The organism is Micromonospora sp. NPDC004704 (assembly GCF_053601675.1).
The window spans coordinates 95625-120216 of the sequence record NZ_JBSGCD010000010.1 but is presented as its reverse complement, the minus strand read 5'-3'; the positions used below and the strand labels follow the sequence as shown (position 1 = coordinate 120216).

The window sequence follows — 24592 nt, the reverse complement described above, 5'->3', positions numbered from 1 at the left end:
ACACCTCCTCAGACTGTGCGGAAACTGCGGGATCGAGGGCGGGGGGCCCGTTTCCGGACCCCCCGCGTTGGTCGGTCAGACCGGGGACGGGCCGCACGGCACAGCAGCGCTGGCCTTGACGGACTCGAGCTTGCGTACCGGAAGGGCCTTCTTCCGGGTCTCGGTCTCCTTCGTCATGGGGAACACCTCCTCTCCGTTCCTGGTTGGGGTTCGGTGCCACCCGCCGTTCAGGGGCCGGCGGGGATCTGTGGGCCGGGGACGGCGTCCCCGGCGATGAACCGCGCGGCGAGATCCACGAGCTGGGGATCCGCGCGGAAGAGGGACAGGTGGTCGCCGTGCGGGGCGACGTGCAGCGCCGCCCCGGTGAGCCGGGCGGCGACGGCCCGCGACCCGGCGGGGTCCGCCGTGTGGTCGTCCTCGCTGGTGACGACGAGGGTGCGGTGGGTCAGGCCGGCGAGGTACGGGCGAACGTCGGTGGCCATGATGTCGCCGTTGAGTTGGCAGTAGAGCCGCAGCAGGTCCGGCGTCGCGTACGGGTAGACCACCAGATGCGCCAGCTGCGGCGGGGCGACGCCGAGCATCGTGTTCGCGAGCACCGCGTGCACGGCCGCCGCCTGCTGCCGGCCCCGGGCCGCCAGCGCCATCAACGCCTGCAGGTTGCGCTGGTGGTCGGTCTTCGAGCTCTCGTCGCCGAGGTCGAAGTCGCCGTGCCAGAGGCTGAGCGACGACACCCGGTCCGGCTTGCGCGCTGCCGCGACGACGGCCACCACGGCACCACCGCACAGCCCGAGCAGGTGCGCGCGTTCCAGCGCGAAGTGGTCCAGGACCGCGAGCAGGTCGTCGGCCTGGGCTCCGACGTCGGCGCTGCCGGTGAACCCGTCCACGGCCGCGAACAGGCCCCGGGTCTCGGGGACGAGGACGAAGAAGTCGCGCGACAGCCGGTCGAGCCAGCCCTCCGCGAGGCGGGCGGGCATCCCGCACGCGGACGCGATGAGTACCGCCGGCCGGTCCGGGTTGCCGGCGGAGTAGGTGGGAAGCACGACCCCGTCGCCGGTGCGTACGTCGGTGCGGGGGAACCGGCCGGTGAAGTCGCGTCGGCGTGCCTCGGCCACGGCGATGTCGTCGTCGCCGTGGGGCAGCGGTGGGCCCACGCCGAGGTTCAGGAACTCGCTCACCACCCGCTCGAACGGGCCGAGCCCGGCCGCGTCGGACACGGGTGTCAGCGTCGGCAGTTTCAGCAGGTCGGTCAGCCGGGTCAGGCGGTCGGCGGTACCGGGGTCGGTGCACCGTACGCGTACCGGCTGCGGCAGGGCGCTCAGCAACGGCTCCGCGGCCAGTAGTGCGCGGGCGAGGTCCAGCACGGCGGTCATGCGCCCACTCCGATCCACTCGTAGGTGCGGTGGTAGCCCTGCGTGCCGGTGCAGGCGAGCAGTTCCCGGCGGGTGCCGACGCGCTCCAGGACCGCCGCGCTGCGCTGCGGGTCGATCCGCTTGTCCGCCACCGGCACCAGGCAGTCGGCGGTGTCCGCGAGAATCCGCCGGTACTCGTCGAACGTCAGCTCGCACCGGCCGGCGAGGTGCTCGCCGATGCGCATCCGGCCGACCGCCGCGGTGGACCGGGCGTCCACCAGTCCGCTGTAGAACTCGGCGGCGCAGCCGGAGCCGTACGAGTACAGGCCGACCCGGATCGGTTCCTCCGTGCGCAGGTGATCGATGAGGCTGGCCAGGGCCAGATATACGGAGCCGGAACAGAGGTTGCCGACCAGGCGGGGGTACTCCAGGCCGGGCGCGACCCGGCGGGCGAAGTCCGTCTCGGCGTCGGGGAGCCGATGGTCGCGGGCCAGTTTGCGGTGCGCCGCGCGGACGATCCCGGCGAACGGCGTGTGCATCGCCAGCCCGGCGAACGTGGTGGCGAAGTCGGCCCCCTCGACCTTCTCCGCGTAGTGGCCGTAGGCGTTCGTCAGGCAGTCCAGGTAGGCGAACAGCGACCGGTCGGCGTCGGCGATGTCGAAGGTGGGGCCGGGTCGGGCCGAGTCGAGGGTCTCGTAGCTGTACGTGCCGAACGCGCCCAGGTCCACGTCGAGGACCTGCGGGTCGGCGCCGAGCAGCACGGCCGCGGCACCGGTGCCCATCGCGGGTTCGGTGTAGGAGGCGGCCTCGTCCACGAGGGACACGTCGGTCGCGATCACCAGTGCCTTGGCGCCCGGCGACACACCGGAGGCGAGGTACCCGCAGGCCAGTTGCAGGGCCCCGGTCGCGGCGTAGCAGGCCTGCTTGACCTCGAACACCCGGCACCGGCGGCTGAGCCCGAGGTGGCGGTGCACGTACGACGCGATCGATTTGCTGTAGTCGAGGCCGGACTCGGTGGAGATGACCAGCAGTTCGATCCGGTCGCGGTCGGCCGGGTCCAGTGCCTCGACGATCGGCCGGGCGGCGTTGACGGCGTGCGTGACCGGATCCTCGAACGGCAGCGCGACCGACTTCGCTGTCATCATGAGGTTGTCGAGGCGGGCGGGGTCCAGTCCCCGCCCCTCGAACAGGACGGGCACCGGGACGGCGGCCACCCCGCAGTAGACGTTGAGGGCCTCGATGCCGGCGGTCACGTGGTCACCTCGCGGAGGAACCCGACCAGACGGTCGATGTCGGGCAGGTCGCTGAAGCTGCCGAGGGGCTCGTCGATGCCGAGCCGCTCGCGGAGGCCAAGGATGATCTCGACCCGGTCGATCGAGTCGGCACCGAGGTCGCGCAGGTGTTTGTCACCGGAGATCTGCTGGTCGGAGACCGACGGGAGAATCTCCATGATCACCTCGTACACCACCCGCCGGAGGTCCGTGTCGGTCATCTCTGGTCCTCCGTCCGTACCTGCTGCAGGGCGACCGCGATCGGCCGTCCGGTGTCGCGATCGGTGAGCACCACCCGTACGGTCTCGTCGGCGCCCGGCACGTCGCCGCCCGACTGCCGGCTCACCCGAGCCCGCAGCACCGCGCCGGCGTCGGCGTTGCCCAGATAGCTCAGGCGCTGGTCGAGCACGACCCGGCGGAGGAACCCGGCGTCGGTACCGCCCCGGTGCCGCCACAACCGCAGCACGGCCCAGTCGACGATGGAGAAGTAGGCGGCGAAGTACAGCAGGCCGACGCCGTTGAGGTCGCGGCTGGGATCAACCGGGTAGTCGAGCACCAGCCGGTCGATCCCGTCCACCGGCTCGGGCGCGGCGTACAGGTCGCGCAGGTCGCCGTAGGCGCGTCTGGGCGAGTAGCGGGCCGGCAGGGCGGGGAGGTGGTCGTGGCGGAACCCGGGCGGCGACGCGCTGCGCAGGTCACCGTTGCCACCGGACGGGCCGCGTACGACCCAGCGGTTGAAGTTCTGCGCGTACAGGCAGGCCGGGTCGGGGTGGGCGTAGAACTCGTCCGGGTCGATCTTTCGGGCCGGTACGTCGCCCCGGCGGATCTCGTGCAGCGTCAGCACGGACTCGCTGCCGAACGCGAAGGCTCGCGAGTCCACCCGCAGCACGTCGCCGAAGGTCATGCCGCGCACGTGCAGGTCCGCGCCGCCGCGCAGGTGGAAGTAGTGGAAGGCCAGGTAGGTCGGCGCCCCGCCGGCGTCGCGGGCGGTGTAGACGTTGGTGCCGCTGACCGCGCTGACGGTGTCCCAGGTCCAGTCACCGATCTGCCCGACGAACAGCGAGCCGGGACCGCACATCCCGGGCCGGACGACGGTCGTGCGGGTCGTCGCGTCGGGGCCGAGTAGTTCAAGCTCGGGGGTGAGCACGGTCATGACGCCTCCTTCCGTACGCTCGCCAGGAAGTCCGCCAGGAGCCGGTTGCAGGCGTCCGGGCTGGTCAGGTACGGGAAGTGCCCGGCATCGGCGATCTCGGCGTACCGCGCGCCGCGGATGCCCCGGTGCACCAGCCGCGCGGTCTCCAGCGGGATGACGGTGTCGTGTCGGCCCTGCACCACGAGCACCGGCAGGTCCAGCTCTCCGAGCCGGTGGCGCAGGTCGGGCCGGGCCGCGAACACGTCGAGGTATCGCAGGCCGGTCTGCGGGTCCATGCTCTCGCAGCGCAGCAGCAGGGCCTCGACGTCGGCGCGCCCGCGCCGGAGCCGGTCGGCGCCGGCGCCGGCGCCGGCGCCCTCGATCGTGCGGTCGAGGTCCTGTGCCGCCACGACGGCGAGCCGGTTGATCTCGCCAACCCGGTTGCCGATCTTGTACGAGCTGCCGAGCAGGCACAGCGACGCCGTGTCGGCCGGGTGGTTGAGCGCGAAGGTCAGCGCGACGAGCCCGCCGAACGACGCGCCTGCGACGTGGACCGGGCCGGTTACCCCGATCGCGCGCAGCACCTCCCGTTCGAGGGCGGCGAGCCCGTCGAGGGTGATGTCCGACGCGCCGGTGGTGGCCCCGACGCCGGGGTGGTGGATGCTGATGACCCGGTAGTGCTCGGCCAGCCCGGCGAACTGCCGGGCGAACACGCCCGCGCCGATGTTGAACGGGTGGGTGAGCAGCAGCGGTGGGCCGTCGCCGGCGGTGAACACCTCGACCCGGGCGCCGGCCGCCGACACGATCTGCCGGTGTACCGCCGGCTGGTACTCCCGCAGGACGGCCGCGTTGTCGTCGGACGGCCTGCGCTCGTCGCGCAACGCCTCCCGGACGTCCTCGGGCACCCGCTCGACCGGCTGGTAGACCGCCCGCGCCGCCTCCCCCGCCGTCCGGACTCCCCCGGTGACCAACTCGGTCACGGGGCCGGGCCGGGCGACGAGCGCCGCGATGCGGGCCACGATCAACTCGGCGTCGGCCGGCCCGAACCCGACCGGAACCGCCAGGCGCACGGTGCCGGCGAGCGGCCCGCTCGCCAGGTGCGGCGCGCCCCGGACCCCGGCGCCGGCGTAGAGCCACGCCAGGCAGGACATCACCGGGTGCTCCTGGTCGGCGAACCCGGGCATCCGGGCGACGTCGAGCAGCAGGCAGTGCCCACCGGCCGCGTCCGCGACCGGCACGCCCGCGGCGCCCAGGCCGTCGCGGAGCGTCCGGACGGCAGCGACGCGCCGCCGTACGAGTTCCGCGACGCCGGCCCGGTCGGCAAGGGCGGCCCGCAGCGTCGTACGGGTGGACCGGTCGACCTCCCAGCCGCGACGCGCCACGTCCTCCCGCAGCCGTGCCGCCAGTTCGGTGTCGTTGGTGGCGACCAGCCCACCCGAGGTGACCCCGAAGTCCTTGGAGAGGCTGAAGGTCGCCGTGTCCACGAGCGCGAGCAACTCCCGTACCTCCGACCACGGATCGCCGTCGTCGTTGGTGAGGAAGACGGCGTTCTCGACGATCCGGCTGGCATCCAGGACCAGCGGTACGCCGTGTCCGGTGGTGACCCGGCGTACCTCACGGAGGGCGTCGAGTTCGATCGGGGCCCCGCCCGCGGCGTTGTTGGACGCCTCGACCACCACGAACGACACCGCCCCCGCCGGCCGCCGAGCCAGTTCCGCCGCCAGCGCCCCGGGGTCGAGCCGACCGTTCCCGACCTGGACCGGCTCATAGCCGAGATCGACGAGCGACAGCAGCCAGGTGGGGAAGACGGCGGTGTGCAGCACCACGCCCCGGGGGCCGGGATGGCAGCGGCACAGCAGCGCCTCGGCCGAGCGTCCGGATCTGGTCGGTAGCACCTCGGCGAACGGCAGCCAGTCCAGTTCGGTCAGCTCGGGCGGGTCGGACCGGGTGGCCAGTTCCCGCATCCGTACGGCGATGAACCCGTCGGCCCGCTCCGCCCACGAGTCGGTCAGCAGGTCGACCGGGACCAGTTCAGCCGGCACGGTGAGGGCGTTGTACCCGTGCGCGGCCAGCACCTCGGCCCACTCCCGCCCCTGCCCCGCCGCCGGCGCGGGTACGGCGTCCGCCGTCGCCCGCACCACCTCGGCGTCGCCCGATGCCCGGCTCGGGGTGGAGGAGTCGACGAGGTCCGGGTTCCCGATCATCAGAATGATGTCGGTGACCGACGTCCGGTCGCCGGTCGCCGGCTGGCACAGGTAGATCGGCGTGTTCTCCGGCCGGAACTTGTTCTTGAACTGGAAGTTGCCCGTGCCGAACACACCGATCGAGTGCAGCTCCTCGAGCGCACCGGCCACGTCCGGGTCCGCGTTCGGCGACTCGGTGATCGCGACACCGAAGCTCGCCCCGAAGCTGAACGAGGTGCACCCCTCGGCGGCGGTGCGCTCGATGATCTGCGTGATCGCCCATTCCAGGCCGCCGTTCGGCATGGAGTCGGGATAGAACTCAAGATCCAGCAGGTAGCCGTTCTCCGACGGGATCCGGGTCACGATGACGGCGTTGACCAGGGTGTCGTCGACGTACGTGAGGAACACGCGGTGCCGTGGATCGAGTGCGCCCGTACGGATCTCCTCCCGGACCACACCGACGTACGGGTTCACCATCTGCTTCTGGCGACCCCAGGAGTCCATCAGCTCGACGATGCGCCGGTCGACGTCCGGGGACGCCCCGGTGCGGTACTCCTCGGTGCGGCACGCCCCGGCGCGTTCGAAACGGCGGAGCAGGTTCCGCAGCCGCTGCATCCTGCCGCCGGTGGTGGTGAATGTCGACAGGTCGGTCAGCCGCTGCACCGCTCCGAACGGGGTCGCGGTGACCGGCTCCCCGGCGACCTCGCTCAGGTGCGCGAGCGACAGGAAGTTCGGGCGCAGGGCGCCACGGCGTGCCCACGCCATCCACTCGGCGACCAGGTCGTGGAAGTGGTCGGGATGCCCGACGAAGCTCCAGGCGAACAGATCGTCGCCGCGTACGGAGAAGTTCACGTAGCCGGCTCGCGCCGAGTCGACGAACGCGTACGGCGCGATGTCCCGGCCGGCGAGCCCGCCCTCCTTGGCGTACCGGCGGTCGAGGTCCGCCATGAGTCCCCGGAGCGCTGGTCGTCCGGGAAGCGCTCGCTTGCGGACCACGACCGGCTCGCCGTCGACCTCGGCGTCGCTCTCGACGGTCCTGGTGGCGGGCGCCGTCGCCGTCCTGGTCGTGGCCTCGGCGCGCCCGGCGAGGAACCCGGTGAGGTCGGCCATCGTCGGCTGGTCGAACAGCAGGGTCTTGGGGAGCGCGCCGTACCGCCGTTCCAGTGCGCCGACCACCCGCAGCATGTCGAACGAGGTGAGCCCGTTGTCCGCGAACGACCGCCCGTGCTCCACCGGATGTCCGAGCGCCTCGGTCACGATCCCCTCGACCGGATCGGCGTCCACCGTGGGGCGTTTCCCCTGCGCACCACGCGCGACGAGCGCGGCGACGGCCTCGACGGTGTCGTGCTCGTACAGGTCGGCGGCGGTAAGCTCGACGTCGAACGTCGCCATGACGAGCCGCGCCAACTCCATCCGGAAGATGGAGTCGAGGCCGAGGTCGGCGAAGGCCCGGTCGGCGGTGATCTGCGCGGCGTCGGTGCCGAGCACCCTGGCCACGCACTCGCGGACCACCTCGGCCACCTCGCCGGGCGGCCCGGCGACCACGCCCACCGGAGCGGTCGCCACCGGCGCGCCCACCGGAGCGGCGGCCGTCGGAGCGGCGGCCGTCGGAGCGGCGGCCGTCGGAGCGGCGGCCGTCGGAGCGGCGGCCGTCAGCACGGCTGCCGGTGCCGGTGCCGGTGCCGGTGCCGGTGCCGGTGCCGGTGCCGGTGGGGTGTGTACCGGTTCCGTGGGGACGTGCACGACCCGGACGGTGTGCGGTGGCGGCGGGACGGTCAGCGCCGACCCCGCATCGCGCGCCACACGGACGCCGTTCGCCGTGCCGCTGGGGATGCCGTTCCCGCTCGCCGCGCCGCTGGGGTGGCCGCTCGCCGTACCGATCGCCATGCCGTTGTCGTTGGCCGTGCCCTTGCCGCTCGCCGGGCCGTTGCCGGTCGTGGTGCCGTTGACAGTGGCGCTCGGCGTGACGTTGCCGTTCGCCCGTGAGCGCGACGGGTCCCGCAGCACGATCCGGCCCGCGGCGGTGCGGACGGCCGGCGCGGGCGGCTCCGGAGCCGCCGGCCGGTCCACGTCGGTCCGGCGGGTGCGCTCGTCGAACCAGAACGGCTGCGGGTCGAGCGGCGGTGCGGGCACGGAGATCCGGGCCGGGTGCACGTCCCACAGCGCGGCCCAGTCGACGTCGGCGCCAGCGAGCCAGGCGCTGGTGAGGTCGTCCAGGCGGGACGGCGCGCCGCCGAGCAGCACCGCGGTCGCCTCGGCGACGTCGGCGACGACAGCGGCGAACCGGTGCCGGAGCGCCTCGCGTCCGGTCTGCAGGGTGTACGCGACACGTGCCAGGTCCGGACGGTCCGATCCGCTCACGAGGTACCGCGCCAGCCGCCTCCGGTACGCCTCCAGCGCCCCGGGAGTGTCCGCCGACAGGACCAGCCGCCACGGGCCGGGCGCCGGGCGAGGCTCGACGGGCGGCGGTGACTCCAGGACCAGGTGGGCGTTGGTGCCGCCGAACCCGAACGAGCTGACTCCCGCGACCCGGTCGCCGGTCCAGGGCATCCCCCGGTCCAGGATGGTGAACGGTGTGCCGTCCAACCGGAGGTACGGGTTGCGGCTGTGCTGGTGCAGGGTCGGCGGCAGTTGCCCGTACCGGATGGACAGCAGGACCTTCAGCAGCCCGGCGATACCCGCGGCCGCCTCCAGGTGGCCGATGTTGGTCTTCACCGCACCGACCGCGATCGCGCCGTCGACCCCGTCGAACGCCTTCTTGAGACCTTCGATCTCGATCGGGTCACCGAGACGGGTGCCGGTGCCGTGCGCCTCGATGTAGCTGACACGGGCCGGCTCCACACCGGCCGCGCGGTACGCCCGCGTGATCACCCTGGCCTGCGCCTCCGGGTTGGGCGCGGTCAGCGACGGTCCGCGACCGGCGTGGTTGACCGCGCTGCCCCGGATGACGGCGATCACCTGGTCCCCGTCGGCGAGGGCCGTCCGCAACGGCTTCAGCAGTACGACGCCGCATCCCTCGCCGCGTCCGTACCCGTCGGCGGACGCGTCGAACGTCTTGCACCGCCCGTCGGGGCTGAGCATGCCCGAGGACTGGAACGCCACGAACAGTCCCGGGCTCAGCAACACGTTCACGCCACCGGCGAGCGCCATCGAGCACTCGCCGGACACCAGTGCCCGTACCGCTCGGTGCACCGCGACCAGTGAGCTGGAGCAGGCGGTGTCGATCGCCTCACTGGGGCCGCGAAGGTCCAGCAGGTAGGAGACCCGGTTCGCGAGGATGCAGTCCGCGAGGCCGCTGGCGGTGTGTGCCTCGACCGGCACGTCGTGCGCACGCAACAGGTCGTCGTAGTCACACGCGGACACCCCGACGAACAGCCCGGTGTCGGTGCCGGCGAGGTCCGCGTGCCGGTACCCGGCATCGGCGACGGCCTGCCACGCCGTCTGCAGGAACAGCCGCTGCTGCGGGTCCATCAGCGCGGCCTCGCGGGGAGCGATCCCGAACCTGGCGGCGTCGAAGGAGCGCACGTCGTCGAGGAAACCGGCCCGGATCCCGGCGGTGGCTGGGTCGTTCAGCAGGTCAGTACGGTCGGACGGTACGGCGCGGACGAGGTCGTCGCCATCGACGAGGTGCTGCCAGAAGGCGTCCAGATCCGGCGAGCCGGGCAGCACCCCGGCCATCCCGACCACGGCCACCGCATCGGCCGGCACGGCCCCCTCGTCCAGGCTCGGCACAGCGCCGGCATCCGCAACCGCAGGGGCACCCACTATGTCGCCCACATCTGCCACGGCAGCGTCGCGGACCACACCGCCGGCATCCGCCGCACCAGACTCCACCTCGACATCGGCCAACTCGCCGAAGGTCGCCACGACCGAGGTCGCCGCGACAACAGTCGACGCAGCCGGAGTCGCCACGACCGGGGCCATCACCGCAGGGGTCGACGCGGCCGGGGTCGGGAGCACGGTGCGGAGGTGGGCGGCAAGGGCGGTCAGCGTCGGGCGCTCGTAGAGGACCGTCGGGAGCAGATCCAGGCCGAACCGGTCGTTGACCTGGTTGACCAGCCCGGTCAGGGAGATCGAATCGAAGCCGAGGTCCAGCAGCCCGGTGTCCGGATCGACCTCGTCGGGGTCGACCAGCAGGAAGCCCGCGGCCAACCCGCGCAGTTCGAGGTCCAGGTCCAGGTCCAGGTCAGGACGAGGGTCGGCGGGCGGTTCGAGCGGTGCGACCGCCGTCGGGCGGTGCACCGCGACCACCGGGTCGGATCCCGAGACCGCGCGATCGAACGCGTGCAGCGCCTCGACGGTACCCAGGGGCTCGCTACCCCAACGCCGGGCGAACAGGCGGCGGGTGGCGTCGTCGACCGCCATCCCGCCGTCGGCCCACAGCGGCCAGCAGATCGACACCACGCCGGGTCGACCCGCCGCGAACTCGTCCAGGAACGCGTTCGCGTACGCGTAGTCCACCTGCCCCAGATTCCCGGTACGACCCGCGATCGAGGAGCACAGCGCGAAGAACTCCGGCGGTTCGGCGCCGAGCGCGTCCACGAGGTACCGCAGGCCGAAGACCTTCGGAGCGAGGACCGCATCGATGCCCGAGGTCGACTTCGCCAGCGCCCGGGCGTCGTCGTGGACCCCGGCGGCGTGGATCACCCCGTCGATCCGCCCGTAACGGTCCCGGACCTCGGTGACGGCGCGGTGCACCTCGGCTTCCACGGTCACGTCGGCACGTACGAAGGCGAAGTCGTGGTCCGACGGAGCGGTCCGGCCGACCAGCACCACCGCGGCGGGCGCGCGGGTCGCGACGAGGTGCGCGGCGAGATGGCGGCCGATCGCGCCCGTACCACCGATCACGACGTACACGCCGCCGGTTTGCCGTACCGGTGTGCCGGGTCGGAAGGGCACCATCCGGCGCACCTGGCGGACCCCGGCGGCGTACCGGATGTCGTGGACACGCTCCTCCGGCGGGCCGGACACGTGCCGGAGGTCCCCGTCGGTGGGTACGCCGCCCCGGACCACTGCCCCGGAGAACCCGCTGTGCTCCAGCGACAGGGTGCGCAGGGCCGCGGAGACGGCCGTGTACGCCGGCCGTTCGTCCGGGCAGCCGACGACGACCCGGAGCTGCGCGGCCGGGTCGCGGCCGAGGACCTCGGTCGCCGCCCGCAGGACCGTGTGCAGGCTCGCGCGAACCTCGTCGGCGAGCCCGCCGGTCACGGCCGGCAGGTGTACGAGGACAGCGTCCGGTTCGGCCTGGTCCGCCCGACCGCCGAACGTCGGACCATCCCCGATCACCCGGATCCGGGCGGGCGGTGCTCCGGTGACGGACACCGGCTCGTCCGTCCATTCCGGGCGGAGGTACACACAGGGATCGATCTCCACCGGCGGCCCCGGGGGCGGCGCCACCACGCGCAGGTCGTCGACGCGCAGCAGGACCCGCCCGGCGTCGTCGGTGATCCGCAGTCGGAACCGGCGCTCGGCGGTCCCGCCGGCGAGGTCCTCGGCCACCACCCAGGACCGCGTGGGCAGCGGACCGTCGCACACGAGCGCCGCGAAACCGGCCGGCACCTGCAACCGGTCGGGGCCGGGCAGCGCGGCGAGCGCCTGGAACGCCCCGTCCAGGACCAGCGGGCGCTCGGTGGCCTCGATCCGGGCGAGGCAGACACCGTCGCCTACCCGGATGTCGCGGAGCACCCGCATCCGCTCACCGTGCTCCAGGCCGGCCGCGCGCATCGTCGCGTACAGGTCGGCGGGTTCGACCGCGTCGCCGCAGCGGGCCCGGACCTCGGCCAGGTCGACGGTCTCGGCGAGCCGGGCGGAGGTGTCGTAGCCGCCGGTGAGGTACGTGGTTCCGGCGTCGGCAACGGTGAACCTGCCGTCGTCCAACCGCACCCGTGGCCGGCTGTGCCCACCGGCGGGCAGCGGCGCCCGCCACCGTACGTCGTGCAGGGCGAACGACGCCCCGAGACCGGAGCAGACCAGTTCCAGCGAGGCCGCGCCCGGCATGACCCCCTGCCCGCCGACCAGATGGTCGCCGTTCCCGGCAGACGGTGATCCGGTCGGCGACGGCAGCCACAGCCGCTGCCGCTCGAACGGGTACGGCGGCAGGGTCACCCGCCCCGGCCGGACGCTCCACCGGCTCGCCCAGTCGACGGGTACGCCGCGTACCCACAGCTCCGCCAGGTTGTCGAGCCTGCCCTGCCGGAGCAGCCCTGCGGTGATCTCGGCACCGCCGTCCCCACTGAACAGCGGGTCGGCCCCGACGACACCGGTGACGACGTCACCGCAGCGCAGCCGCCGTACCAGTTCGGTGGTGTCCGAAACGACGACCGCCAACCGGTGGGCGAGCTCCGCGCGCCCGACCTGCATGGTGTACGCGAGCTGGTCGAGCCGTGGGAGCCCGCGCTCGACGTGGTCGGCCACGGCGGACGCGAGCGCCCGCAGTTGCGCGGGCGTCCGCGCCGACAGCACCGCGACGTGCGGGCCGGGCTGGACGGGCGCCGGCTCCGGCGCGGGCCACCCGGCAACCACGAGGTGGGTGTTCGCACCGCCGGCGCCGAACGAGCTGATTCCGGCCCGCCTGGGCCCCGTCCACGGCTGCGCCTCGGTGGGCAGGACGAAGGTGCCGGACAGGTCGATGCGCGGGTTGACGGTGGCGAGGTTCGCGCAGGGGGCGATCGTGCCGTGCGCCAGTTGCAGCAGTACCTTCGTCAGCCCGGCGATGCCCGCGGCACCCTCCAGGTGGCCGATGTTGCCCTTGACCGATCCGACGGCGACGGGCCGGGACCCCGGCCGGGCCGTGCCGAGCGCCTTGGCCAGGCCGGCGATCTCGATCGGGTCACCGAGGGCCGTACCGGTGCCGTGCGCCTCCAGGTAGCCGACGTCGGCGGGCCCGACGCCGGCCTCGGCGAGGGCCCGGACGACCAGGTCGGCCTGTGCGTTGGGATTCGGGACCGTGTAGCCGGCGGTCCGGCCGCCCGCGTTGACAAAACCGCCCTCGATGACACCCCAGATCCGGTCACCGTCGCGCTGCGCCGCGGACAGCGGCTTGAGCAGTACCGCACCGACACCCTCGCCGGGGACGAACCCGTCGGCGCGCTCGTCGAACACCTTGCAGGCACCGTCGGCGGACAGCATCGTCATCGAGGAGAGCGCGATCAGGTGCGCCGGGTGCAGGACCAGGTTGACGCCGCCGGCAATCGCGGCGGAGCACTCGCCCCGGCGGAGACTCTCGCAGGCCAGGTGGACGGCGGTCAGCGACGACGAGCACGCCGAGTCGACGGCGAAGCTGGGCCCGGTCAGGTCGAGGGTGTACGACACCCGGTTGGCGATCGACCAGTACGCCGAATGCCCGTCGGTGTACCGGCCCTCCGGCCAGCCCTGCGCGGCGGCGATCCGGCCGTAGGAGCCGTACATCGTGCCGACGAACACCCCGGTGTCGTGCCGCAGTTCGGCGCCCAGCCCGCCTGCCTCCTCCAGCAGCAGCCAGGCGGTCTCCAGGAACAGCCGTTCCTGCGGGTCCATCGCGGCCGCGTCGCTGGGCAGGATCCCGAACATCGCGGGATCGAACCGGTCGACGTCGTCGATGAAGGCGGCCCATCGACTGTACGTGTGCCCGGGTCGGCCTCGGCGCGGGTCGAAGTGCTCGCGCCAGTCCCACCGGTCCGCCGGCACCTCGGTGATGGAGGTCCTGCCGGAGACCAGGTTCTGCCAGAACTCGTCCAGGTTCCGCGCGCCCGGGTAGCGGCCCGCGACCCCGACGACCGCGATCGGTTCCCGCCCGGCCGCGATCGGTTCCGGCCCCGCCGTGACGGTGGCGGAGGTACGGGCGGGAGCCGGCACCGGCTGCGGCACGACAGCCTCGACCGGTGCCGTACGGAGTGTCGCGGCGAGTCGCTCCGGCCGCTCCCGGGCCAGGTGGTCGGCGAGTTGCCCGATCGTCAGGTACTCGAACAGCAGCGTCGCCGGCAGGTCGCCGAGGTCGGCCTCGAACCGGCGTACGATCCGCTGGCTCACCAGCGAGTCGACGCCGAAGTTGTCGAAGGTGAGGGTGTCGTCGAGCTCCGCCGGGCGGTACTTCAGCATCTCCGCGAACACGTTCCGGACGTACTCCCGGACGGACGCCGCCGGAACCGTCGCGAGGGCCGGCTCGGCGGACGGAGCACCTCCGGTCGCGACGAGGACGCACTGCTCCTGCGCGTCGTCGGCGACTCCGGGCATACCGGCGATCCGGACCGTCAGGCCCGCCTCGGAGAGGGCCGCCCGCCAGCCCGTGGGCGACAGCAGCGGCGAGTGCGGGAGCCGCCGGTGCCCGTCGGTGAACCGCCACCAACCCGGCAGCAGCCCGAACGTGGCGGTGAGGAAGTCGGAGGCGCGGGTGACCTCGTTGACGAGCAGTACGCCACCGGGGCGCAGTAGTGATCGGGCGTGATGCAGGGTGCGGACCACGTCCTCGGTGGCGTGCAGCACGTTCGTGGCCAGTACGACGTCGTACGTGCCGGTCTCGAAACCCTGAGTGGCCGGGTCCCGTTCGATGTCGAGAACCCGGAACGCGAGGCCCGGGAACCGTACGCCGAACCGCTCCTCGCCCTCGCGCAAGAACGCGGCGGTGACGTCGGTGTAGTCGTAGCGTGCGCCGGCGCAGGCTTCGAGGGCGAACGCCGAGCCCGCTCCGGTGCCGGCTCCGATCTCCAGTACCCGACCCGGTCGGCCGTGCACCCGGCTCAGCGCGGCCGACACCTCGGCGGCCATCAGCCGGTGGTAGAAGTCCGCCGCCCGCTGCCCCCGGTACACGGCGGCGACCAGGTCCGTGGTGCCGCCCGGGAACAGGACCTCGGTCGGCGGGATGCTTCCCCGCAGGACGCCGGGCAGGGCGTCGACGCATCGGTTGAGCAACTCCACGTGCGGCGCCAGGTCGGGGTGCCGGGCCAGCAGGTCGGTGGCGGACAGGCCGGTCCTCGGCTCCGCCGTCGCGGCTGCGACAGCGGCACGCAGGGGGCCGGCGACGGCCGGGAGGGGCCGGTCGCGAAGCAGGTCGCGGGCCAGCCCGTCGAGTGCCCGGAACCCGTCGCTGGAGCGGGTCAGTGCCGGGTCCGTGATCGGGTCGGGCTCGCCGCCCGGCACCGTGTGTGGCTGCACGGCGGCCGGGCGGACGCCGAGGGTGGAGAGGCCCTGCGGTGTGCCCTTGAGGACGGCGACCTGCGGGTACGAACCGGCCAGGATCCGTTCCAGCGCGGCGATGCCCTCGGCGGGTTCGATGGAGCCGATGCCCAGCGCTGCGAACCGGGCCGCGTGACCGGCGTCGGCGACGATGCCGACGCTGCCCCAGTAGCCCCAGTTGACCACGCGGACCGGCCGGCCACGCCGGTGCAGTGCCAGCCCGTACGCGTCCTCGAACGTGCTCGCGGCGGCATAGTTGGCCTGACCGGGGGCGGGTGCGAAGGACAGTGCCGAGGAGAAAACGGCGAGGAAGTCGAGGGGGTCGCCGTCGAGCGCGGCGGCCAGCGCGGCGAGGCCGGTGACCTTCGGTCGCAGCGCCTCGGCGAACTCAATGTCGTCCATCATGGACAGCGAGCGGTCGCGCAGTGCTATGGCGGCGTGGATCGCACCGTTGACGGGGCCGAGCCGGTGTCGCGCCTCGGCCACCGCCCACCGGACCGCTTCGGGATCGCCGGCGTCCGCGCGCAGGTACACGGCCCGGCCACCGAGCGCCTCGATCTCCGTCGCCAGGCCACGGATGCGGTCGTCCTCCGGTGAACGGCCGAGCCACGCCAGGCGGGCACGCCTGGTGCGGGCGAGATGCCGGCTGACCGCCATCCCGATGCCGCCGGTGCCGCCGAGGATGAGGTAGACGCCGCCGTCGCGCAACGGTGCCGGCGCCGCCGGCGGTTCGGCGACCGGTTCAAGGGTACGGACGAGGCGACGGTTGCCCCGCAGCGCGACGAGCCGGTCGGCGCCGCGTTCCCGGCGGATCGCGGCGGCCAGTGGGGTGGCGTCGCCGGGCCCGGCGTCGACACAGGTGACCGACCACTGCGGATACTCGGCGGCGATCGCGCTGGCGAGCCCGACCAGGCCGGCGGCGTGCGGGTTCACCGGTTCGCCGGCCAGCCCGGCAACGCCCGCCACGACGAAGGTCAACGTCAGCGGGTACCGGTCCGCGCCGAGGTCGAGCAGGCCGCGCAGCAGGCGGAAGGCGTCGAGCGTGGAGGTGTCGTTCTCGGGCGGCGCGGCCGGGTCGTCCGTCCGCGCCAGTACGTACATCGTGTCGAACCGGTCATGCGGCAGTTCCCCGAGTCGGAGCGTGACGTCGGCGCCCAGCGCGGCGGCGAGGGACGCGTCGGCGGCGGTGTGCACGGCAACGGTCCGGCCAACGGGCGGTTCACCGGTCAGCGGGGCGGTCTCCGACCAGGTCGGCAGATACAACAAACCCGGCTCGGCAGGTGTTGTCCCTGCGCTGTCCCGGGGTCGTAGCGCCACGCCGTCGAGCCGTGCCCGGACCTGGCCGGCCGGGTCGGTGAGCACGACGTCGAACCGGTGGCCGTCCCGGCGGGTGACGTGCACCCGCGCCTGCGTCGGAAGGCCCTCGGTCACGAACGCCGACTCGACCCCGAAGGGCACGAGCGGTCGGTCGGACGGTTCGAGCAGCCCCGCGATGGCCTGCATCGCCCCGTCGAGGAGCTGCACCTCGTCACCGGCTCGGGCAACGAGGTTCCCGACCGCCTCGCCGGCACCCACCCGCAGCGCGGTCAGTACCCGGAACGACGGTCCGTAGGCCAGACCCGCCCGCGCGAATCCCGCGTACAGCTCGTCGACCCGGAGCGGGGTGGGACAGCGGGCCTCGACCGCGGCGAGATCCAGACGGCCCGGCGACTCCGGTTCGACGGCCGCGTCGCGCCGGGTGGCGGTGGCGTACAGTTCGCCGCCGACGGTCAGGGTGATCCGGTCGTTCCGGGTGACTACCGTGGTCAGTGGCGCGCCGACGACAACCGGCCGCAGCCAGGTCACGGCGGCGACCCGAGGCGTGCCGTCGCTGGTCGCCGACCGCAGGAACGCCGCGCCGGGCAGGACCGGTTCGCCGCCGATGGTGTGCTCGGCCACCAGCCGGTCGGTCGGCGCGAGAGCCGACACGGTACGGTCGCGGCCGACCCAGAACCGGTCGCGGGCGAACGGGTACATGGGCAGGGGCACCCGCCGGCCGGTGTGCAGCGCCGCCCAGTCGACCTCGCCGCCGCCGACCCAACGCTCGGCGAGCGCTACCAGCTCGGCCGGCACGCCGGGTGCCACGGGTCCGCCGCGTAGTTGCCGTACCAGGTCGGCGGTGTCCGTGACGACGTACGCCGCACGTACCGCGAGCTTGGTCCGGCCCAGCGCGAGCGTGGTGGCGACGTCGTGGACGTCGGCGGCGGTGTCCGACAGGTGCCGGGCCAGCCGGTCGAGGAGTTCGCGCAGCGCGGTCGCGGTCCGGGCGGACACGGGCACCACGACCGGCCCGGTCCCGGTGCCCGCCGGCCGGCTGGGCGCCTCCGCAACGACGACGTGGCAGTTGGTGCCGCTGAAGCCGAACGAGCTGACCCCCGCGACGAGCCGCTCGCCGCGCCACTCGACGCGTTCGGTGACCACCGGAAGCCCGGGGATCGGCGCGTCGACGTGTGGGGTCGGCGGTAGCTGTCGGTGACGCAGGCAGAGCAGGACCTTGAGCAGGCCGGCGATGCCGGCTGCCATGGTGGTGTGGCCGATGTTCGCCTTGACCGAGCCGATCACCAGGTCCGGACCGGCGACCTGGGCGAGCGCCTTGACCTCGATCGGGTCGCCGAGGGCGGTGCCGGTGCCGTGCGCCTCGACGTAACCGACCTCGGCGCCGGCCCTGGCGTGGACCTCGCGCAGGAGCGCGGCCTGGGAGACCGCACTGGGCGCGGTGATCCCGTTGGTACGGCCGTCGCCGTTCACACCGCTCGCGAGGAGGACCCCGTGCACGTGGTCGCCGTCGGCGAGCGCCCGGTCCAGCCGCTTCAGTACGACGGCACCGACGCCCTCACCGAGGACGATGCCGTCGGCGGTCGTGTCGAACGGCGCGCACCGCCCGGTCGGCGACAGCATCCCGGTCTGGCTGGTCCAGACCTGCATCTGGGGTGTGCACATCACGGCCACCCCACCGGCGAGCGCGGTGTCGCAGCTGCCCGAGCGGAGGCTCTCGCAGGCCAGGTGCACGGCGGTCAGGGACGACGAGCAGGCGGTGTCGATCGCCATCGTGGGCCCGGTCAGGTTGAGCAGGTACGCGATCCGGGCGGGCAGGATCGAGCTGGCGCTGCCGAGGAACGCCTCACTGGTGTCGCCCTGCCCGTGCCGTTCCAGCAGGCGCGGGTAGTCCCCGGCGCCACAGCCGACGAAGACGCCGCAGCGCATCGCCTGGCCGGCGTACCCGGCGTCCTCCAGCGCGGCCCACGCCTGTTCCAGGAAGAGCCGCTGTTGGGGGTCCATGGCCTCGGCGTCGAGCGGCGAGACACGGAACAGCCCGGCGTCGAACGCGTCGACGTCGTCGAGCAGGGCCGCCCACCGGCTGCGGGTGGTGCCGGGCGTGGTGGGGTCGGGGTCGAAGATCCCGGTCAGGTCCCAGCGGTCGGCGGACACCTCCCGGATCGAGGATCGGCCGGCGGCGAGGTTGTCCCAGAACGCCTCCAGGTCGGGCGCACCCGGGAACCGTCCGGCCATGCCGATGACGGCGATCGGCACGGGCGGGTCGGTCGCGCGCGTCCCGCCAGGCCGCGGTCGCACCACCGGCTGCGGTGGCTGCGGGGCGAACGTCAACGGGGGTGGCCCCGACACCGACTCCCCGACCGGCGCGGGTCCGGGTCCTGGGGACGGCGGTGTGAGCACCAACGGCGGCGGCCCGGCGCTCACCCCACCGGCCCCGGTGGACGAAGCCGGCGCCACCGCGGGCTCAGCGAGCACCATGGGCGCACCGGACGTCGTGGAAAAAGCCGGCGCCGCCGTGGGCGCAGCCGGCGACGTTGGGGAAACGGGCGCTGTGGCGGGAACCGGCGCAGGCGGTGGCGAGGTGGCCTGGATGTGCAGCGCGGCGGACTCGGCGGAGTTGCGGAGCACGGCCTCGGCGAGGTCGGGCACGGTGGGATGGTCGTAGACGGCGACCGAGTCCAGGTCGGTGCCGAACCGGCGGTTCAGGTCGCGCACCAGCTCGACGGCTCCGATGGAGTCCAGGCCCAGGTCGGCGAAGCTGCGTGACGGCACGACCTCGTCCGGGCGCAGGTACAGCAACGCGCCCACGATCTCCACCACCGCTTCGCGGACCCCGTCGCCGTCGAGCCCCGGCCCGGCAGTCGGCTCCGGCTCCGGCGTGACCCCGGCGCGGAAGTCATCGACCTTGGCGAAATGTTCCCGTACGAGTGCGGCCGACTCGGCGCCGAGCACGCTCTCGTGCATGCGTACCTCGCTGGCGATGATCTCCGGCAGCCGGCTGAGCATCCGGCCCGCCAACTCGCTCTTGAGCAACCGCACGACCGGCGCCGGCTTGTCGGCCATCGACCGTGCCAGGTCCAGCGCCGCCGCCAGCACCTCGTCCTGCGGCAGGACGGTCACGTTGGCGCCGCGACGGCGCAGTTCCGCGCCGGTCAGCGACCGCCCGGTCAGCAGCATCTCGGCGGAGAGAGCCGCACCGAAGCGCTGCTCGAGGACGTAGGTCGCGCCCATGCCGGGGGTGAAGCCGTACCGGGTGAAGTTCGCGCTGTACACGGACTCCTCGCTCAGGACGACCACGTCGCCGTAGCAGGCGAACGCGAGTCCGCCACCGGAGGCGTGCCCGGCCGCCGCGGTGACGACGGGCCGGGTACAGCGCAGCATTCCCTCGTACACGAACGCCGCGTCGGTGAACGTGCCGCCGCCCTCGGCCAGGGTCTGCAATGCCTCGGGGGTGCCGCCCATGCTGAACACGGAACCGTTACCGGTGACGACGACCGCACGAACGTCGTCGCGCCGCTCGACCTCCGCGAACGCCTCCCCCAACGCGTCCAGCAGACCCGCGGTGAACATCGGCGATCGCATCGAAAGCAACGCGACGCCGTGGTCCAGGATGCGGAACTCAAGCTCGGGCCCGTCCGCCACGCCCCCCGCCTCCGTCGCGTCCGGCCCGTTCGTCGCATCCGGCCGGTTCGTCGCATCCGGCCCGTTCGTCGCATCCGGCAGGTTCGTCGCGTCCGGCCGGCCGGGCCGGTCAGCACCGGTTTCCAGGGCCGCCGCGGGCGCATCGACCCGCGGGGACACCACAGCACCCTGTGACGCCTCCCAACCACCGAGCCAGCACCGCTCCTCGGGGAGCGGGCAACCCGGCAGCGGTACGCGGCGGGGCCGCGCGTCCGGGTAGCAGGCCGCCCAGTCCACCTCGCCGCCGCCCACCCAGTGCCGTGCCACCTCATCCAGGCGTCCGGCCCGGAACAGCGCGACCACGTCGCCGTCGACCGGGGCGCCGGAGACCACCACGTCTCCGGCGGTGTCCGCACCCCGGGCGAACCGTTGCAGCGCGGTGCGCAGTCCGGCGACTCCCCGCGCGACCACGGCCAGCCGGACCGGCAACGCCGCCCGCCCCACCTGCGTCGTGAAGGCGATGTCACCCGCGCCACCGTCCGTGGTGAGCTCGTCGAGCCGGGTCGCCACGCTGAGTCCGCCGACCGCTTCCGCGCCCACCAGGTCCACCAGGCGCGGCGGCGCGAGTCCCAGGTCGCCCAGGGTCGCCGACGGTTCCAGCGCCTCCTCGGGCACGCCGAGCAACTGGGCCACGGCCCCGGTCACACCCGCCGACGCGGGCAGCCCGGCCGCCATGGCCGCCGCGTACGCGCGCAGCGTCTCGGCGGTGGGCGCGGAGAGCACCACCAGCGCCGGGCCGTCCGGCGCCGCGGCGGGACCGGGGACGAACTCCTCCACCAGTACGTGGGCGTTGGTGCCACCGGCGCCGAACGCGCTCACGCCCGCGCGACGGGGCACACCCGGTCGCGGGATCCACGGTTCCAGCGTCCGCTGCACCCGCAACGGCGTCGCGGCGAAGTCGATGTGCGGGTTGAGTTCCTCGGCGTGCAGCGACGGCACCAGTGCGCGGTGCCGCAGTTGCAACAGCACCTTGGTCAGTCCGGCCACGCCTGCGGCGCCCTCCAGGTGCCCGATGTTCGACTTGACCGAGCCGATCGCGCACGCCCCGGCGGGCAGGTCGGCGCCGTCGAACGCCTGCCGGAGCCCCTCGACCTCGATCGGGTCGCCGAGGGCGGTGCCGGTCCCGTGCGCCTCGACGTAGCCGATGGTGGCCGGGTCCCAACCGGCCGAGTCCAGGGCGCCACGGACGAGGGCGGCCTGCGAACCGGGACTCGGTACGGTGGCGCCCGCGGTACGCCCGGTGTGGTTGAGGGCCGTCGCGCGGATGACGCCGTACACGTGGTCGCCGTCGGCGAGTGCCCGCGACAGCGGCTTGAGCAGGACCGCGCCGACGCCCTCGCCGGGCACGTATCCGGTACCGCCGCTGCCGAAGGCCCGGCACCGCCCGTCGACGGAGAGCCACTGCCCCTGCGCCAACTGCAGGTACTTCTGCGGGTGCACGGTGACGTTCACCCCACCGGCCAACGCGAGGGTGCACTCCCCCCGCCGGATGCTCTCGACCGCGAGGTGCACGGCGGTCAGCGACGACGAGCAGGCGGTGTCGACGGCGAGGCTCGGTCCGGTCAGGTCGAAGGTGTGCGACACCCGGTTCGCGATCGCGCAGTGCATGGCGGTCGGGGCCACGCCGTCCGACGCACCATCCACGAGTTGGTAGTGGTTCCACATGACGCCCGCGTAGACGCCGACCACCTCGCCCCGCAGGCCCTCGGGCGGATACCCCGCGTTCTCCAGGGTCTGCCAGCAGGCCGTGAGGAAGAGCCGCTCCTGGGGATCCATCCGCTCGGCGTCGCGGCGGGAAACCCCGAAGAACGCCGGCGCGAACCGGTCGACCCCGTCGAGGAACCCGCCCCAGCGGCCGTACGTGCGTCCCGGTGTGTGCTTGTCCGGGTCGAACAGGGCCGCGTGGTTCCAGCGGCCGGCGGGGACCTCGGTGATCCCGTCGACGCCGCCCGAGAGGTTGCGCCAGAAGGCGTCGAGGTCCTCCGCGCCGGGATACCGACCGGCCAGACCGATGACCGCGATCGCGTCGCCGACCGGTTCCGCGACGGGTTCCGGCGCGGTGACCTCGGGCGGCGAGGCGTCGGGCGCCACGGGTACGAGGTCGCGCAGGCGTTCCGGTGTCCCGTGCAACACGAGCAGGGAGTCGTACGGGCTGAGCAGCGCCCCGCGCAGCACACCGAGCCCGGCGGGCGTGGGCATGGGGACCTGGCCCGTCTGCTCGTACGAGCGCCGCACGACGTCGGGGGTGACCCGCATCCCGCCCTCGGCCCAGAGCGGCCAGCCGATGACGACCGTACGCCCACGGCCCTGCCGCTCGACGTGACGCAGGCAGGCGTTGGCGAAGGCGTACGCGGCCTGGCCCGGGTTGGCGACGTCGGCGGACGCGGAGGAGTACGCGACCAGGAAGTCGAGATCGTCGTCGGCGGTGGCAGCGTCGAGGTGGCGCAGCCCGTCGAGTTTCGGCCCGGCGACGGTGTCGAGGTCGGCCGGGTCGCCCCGGAAGAACACCCCGTCGCGGTTTATCCCGGCGCAATGGAAAACGCCGTCGATCCGGCCGAAGTGCTGCCGGATGTCCGCGACCGCGGCACGTACGTCGGCGGGGTCGGTCACGTCGGCGGTCACCACGTGGACCTGCGCACCCGCGGCCCGGCACCGCTGCACGAGTCCCGGCGCGGGCTCGGTGCGGGACAGCAGGGCGATCCGCGCCCGGTGCCGCTGGGCGAGGTCCGTCGCGAGGAGTTCGGCGAGCCCGCCGGAGCCGCCGGTGATGAGGTACACCCCGCCGTCGCGGAACGGTTCCCGGTCGTCGCCCTCGGCAGCCAGCACGACCTCGCGCCAGCGTCGGACGAGCCGCCGCCCGCCGACGTGGCGGACCTCGGGCTCGACGCCCGCGGCGCCGAGTTCCGCGCGTATCGCGTCGGCCAGCCGGTCCGGGTCGGCGACGTGGACGAATCGGCAGCGCAGCCCGGGGACCTCGGCGGTCACGGTACGGGCCAGCGCAGCGGTCGCGGCCTGCCTCGGCGTCAGTTCGCCGGTTGTCACGACGAACAGGTCACGAGGCCCGGCGTCGACGAGCGCGGTGGCGGCCCGCCAAAGGTCGGCGGCAGGGTCGGCGGTCACCAGGACGATCACGGTCGGGACGTCCGGCAGCGCTCCGAGCCGTTGCACGGACTCGACGTACGCGGCGGCCAGCCCGGCCGGCGGCGCGGCGGCGACGACGAGCACGTCCGAAAGGTCGACCCTCGACGGCTCCGGGTCCGCCGGGACCCATTCGTCCGCGAAGGACAGGGTCGAGCCGGTCACCTCGGTCCCGGCCGCGGCCAGGCTGTGGTGGGCGGACAGGTACGCGGCGAGCGCGTCGACGGTGGTGTGCTCGAACAGCAGGGTGGGGTACAACCTCTGTCCGACCATCCGTTCGACCCGCTCGGTCAGCCGTAGCAGGGTGACGGAGTCGAGGCCGAGGTCGTAGAAGCCGGTTCCGGTCGCGATCTCGCTGGGTGACCGGCCGAGCACCTCGGCCACCACGGCCCGCAGGGTCGCGGTGAAGCCGTTGCCGGCGGGAACCGCGACCGCCGGCTGCGCGGGAGGCGTCACCGCCGGGGCGGGCGGCAGCTGCCCGGCGGGGGTCACCGCCGGGGCGGGCGGCGACGCGGGGGAGCCTGCCACCTCGGCGAGCAGGCGGTGCACGACGCCGGGTTCACGGATCCGCTTGCAGGTGAGGCCGGTGAAGCCGGCCAGGAATCGGCCGTGCTCGTCGCGAATGGTGTAGTCCGTGGTGATCACGTCGCCGGAGGTGGCGAGCCGTTCGGGGCTCGCGACGTGTACGTAGCACGTCGGCGGCAGCCCCTCGGGGGCCCGCAGTTCCCGTACGAACATCGGCACGAACGGGTCGTCGGTAGGCATGCCGACCTGCCCGAACCCGGCAAGGGTCGAGGCGTCGAGCGAGGCCGGGTGCAGATGGAATCCGGCGTCGAGCGTGGCGTCGGAGTGCTCCCTCGTGAGTTCCGCCAGCAGTTGACCGCCGCCGGTGTGCAGGGTGCCTCGGCAGCGCATCGCCGCGCCGTGCCGGATGTGTTCGCGGATCGCCCGCTGGTACAGCACCTCGACCTGGTTCTGACGGGTGGCGGTGGCGCGGAGTCCGTCGAGGTCGACCGGCGACGGCAGCGGCTCGTCGGTGAAGCAGACCAGCCCGTGCGCGTTGTCGTGCCACCCGGAGACCGGTTCGTCGCCCCGCAGCCACCGGCTCCGGACCGTGAACGGGTGGCCGCCGTCGTGGTGCTCGTCGATGGTGAGTACGACCTCGCGGTCGAAGCCCTCCGTGGTGACGATCGCCTCGGCGAGCACGGTGTCGCGTACGCACAGTCGCCGCAGGTCCCAGCCCGCCGCGATGGCGGTCCGGTAGACGAGGTCGAAGAAGACGACGCCGGGAAGCACCGACACGCCGTGCAACCGGTGGTTCCGCATGACGAAGTCGTCATGGGTGAGCCGGAACCGGCTCTGTAGACCAGCCAT

5 protein-coding genes are annotated in these 24592 nt (G+C 73.5%); all 5 read right to left on the bottom strand.

Annotation, left to right across the window (positions count from 1 at the left end; all coding sequences use genetic code 11):
- Positions 1-227: 227 nt before the first annotated feature.
- Genes ACWEFB_RS16550 through ACWEFB_RS16530 form a run of 5 tightly spaced genes read right to left on the bottom strand, consistent with a single transcriptional unit; the run spans position 228 to position 24592 of the window.
- On the bottom strand, positions 228-1370 hold the full coding sequence (locus ACWEFB_RS16550; RefSeq protein WP_452286232.1) for an alpha/beta fold hydrolase: 1143 nt from the start codon (positions 1368-1370) through the stop codon (positions 228-230).
- Complete coding sequence (locus tag ACWEFB_RS16545; RefSeq protein ID WP_452286230.1) at positions 1367-2602, bottom strand: hydroxymethylglutaryl-CoA synthase family protein; 1236 nt, start codon at positions 2600-2602, stop codon at positions 1367-1369. The genes ACWEFB_RS16550 and ACWEFB_RS16545 overlap by 4 nt, the downstream gene beginning before the upstream one ends.
- Positions 2599-2841 (bottom strand): acyl carrier protein, encoded by a 243-nt coding sequence (locus ACWEFB_RS16540; RefSeq protein ID WP_452286228.1) that lies wholly within the window; start codon positions 2839-2841, stop codon positions 2599-2601. The genes ACWEFB_RS16545 and ACWEFB_RS16540 overlap by 4 nt, the downstream gene beginning before the upstream one ends.
- Positions 2838-3773 carry an LnmK family bifunctional acyltransferase/decarboxylase gene (locus ACWEFB_RS16535; protein ID WP_452286226.1) on the bottom strand — a complete coding sequence of 312 codons (936 nt, stop codon included), beginning with the start codon at positions 3771-3773 and terminating at the stop codon, positions 2838-2840. The genes ACWEFB_RS16540 and ACWEFB_RS16535 overlap by 4 nt, the downstream gene beginning before the upstream one ends.
- A complete protein-coding gene (locus ACWEFB_RS16530) occupies positions 3770-24592 on the bottom strand; it encodes an SDR family NAD(P)-dependent oxidoreductase (RefSeq protein ID WP_452286224.1) in 20823 nt (6940 codons plus the stop codon). The genes ACWEFB_RS16535 and ACWEFB_RS16530 overlap by 4 nt, the downstream gene beginning before the upstream one ends.

What these genes read in the sequence shown, in the direction of transcription:
- ACWEFB_RS16540 (WP_452286228.1), bottom strand. Translation starts at nt 2,841, where the DNA reads ATGACCGACACGGACCTCCGGCGGGTGGTGTACGAGGTGATCATGGAG.
- ACWEFB_RS16550 (WP_452286232.1), bottom strand. Translation starts at nt 1,370, where the DNA reads ATGACCGCCGTGCTGGACCTCGCCCGCGCACTACTGGCCGCGGAGCCG.
- ACWEFB_RS16530 (WP_452286224.1), bottom strand. Translation starts at nt 24,592, where the DNA reads ATGGCTGGTCTACAGAGCCGGTTCCGGCTCACCCATGACGACTTCGTC.
- ACWEFB_RS16535 (WP_452286226.1), bottom strand. Translation starts at nt 3,773, where the DNA reads ATGACCGTGCTCACCCCCGAGCTTGAACTACTCGGCCCCGACGCGACG.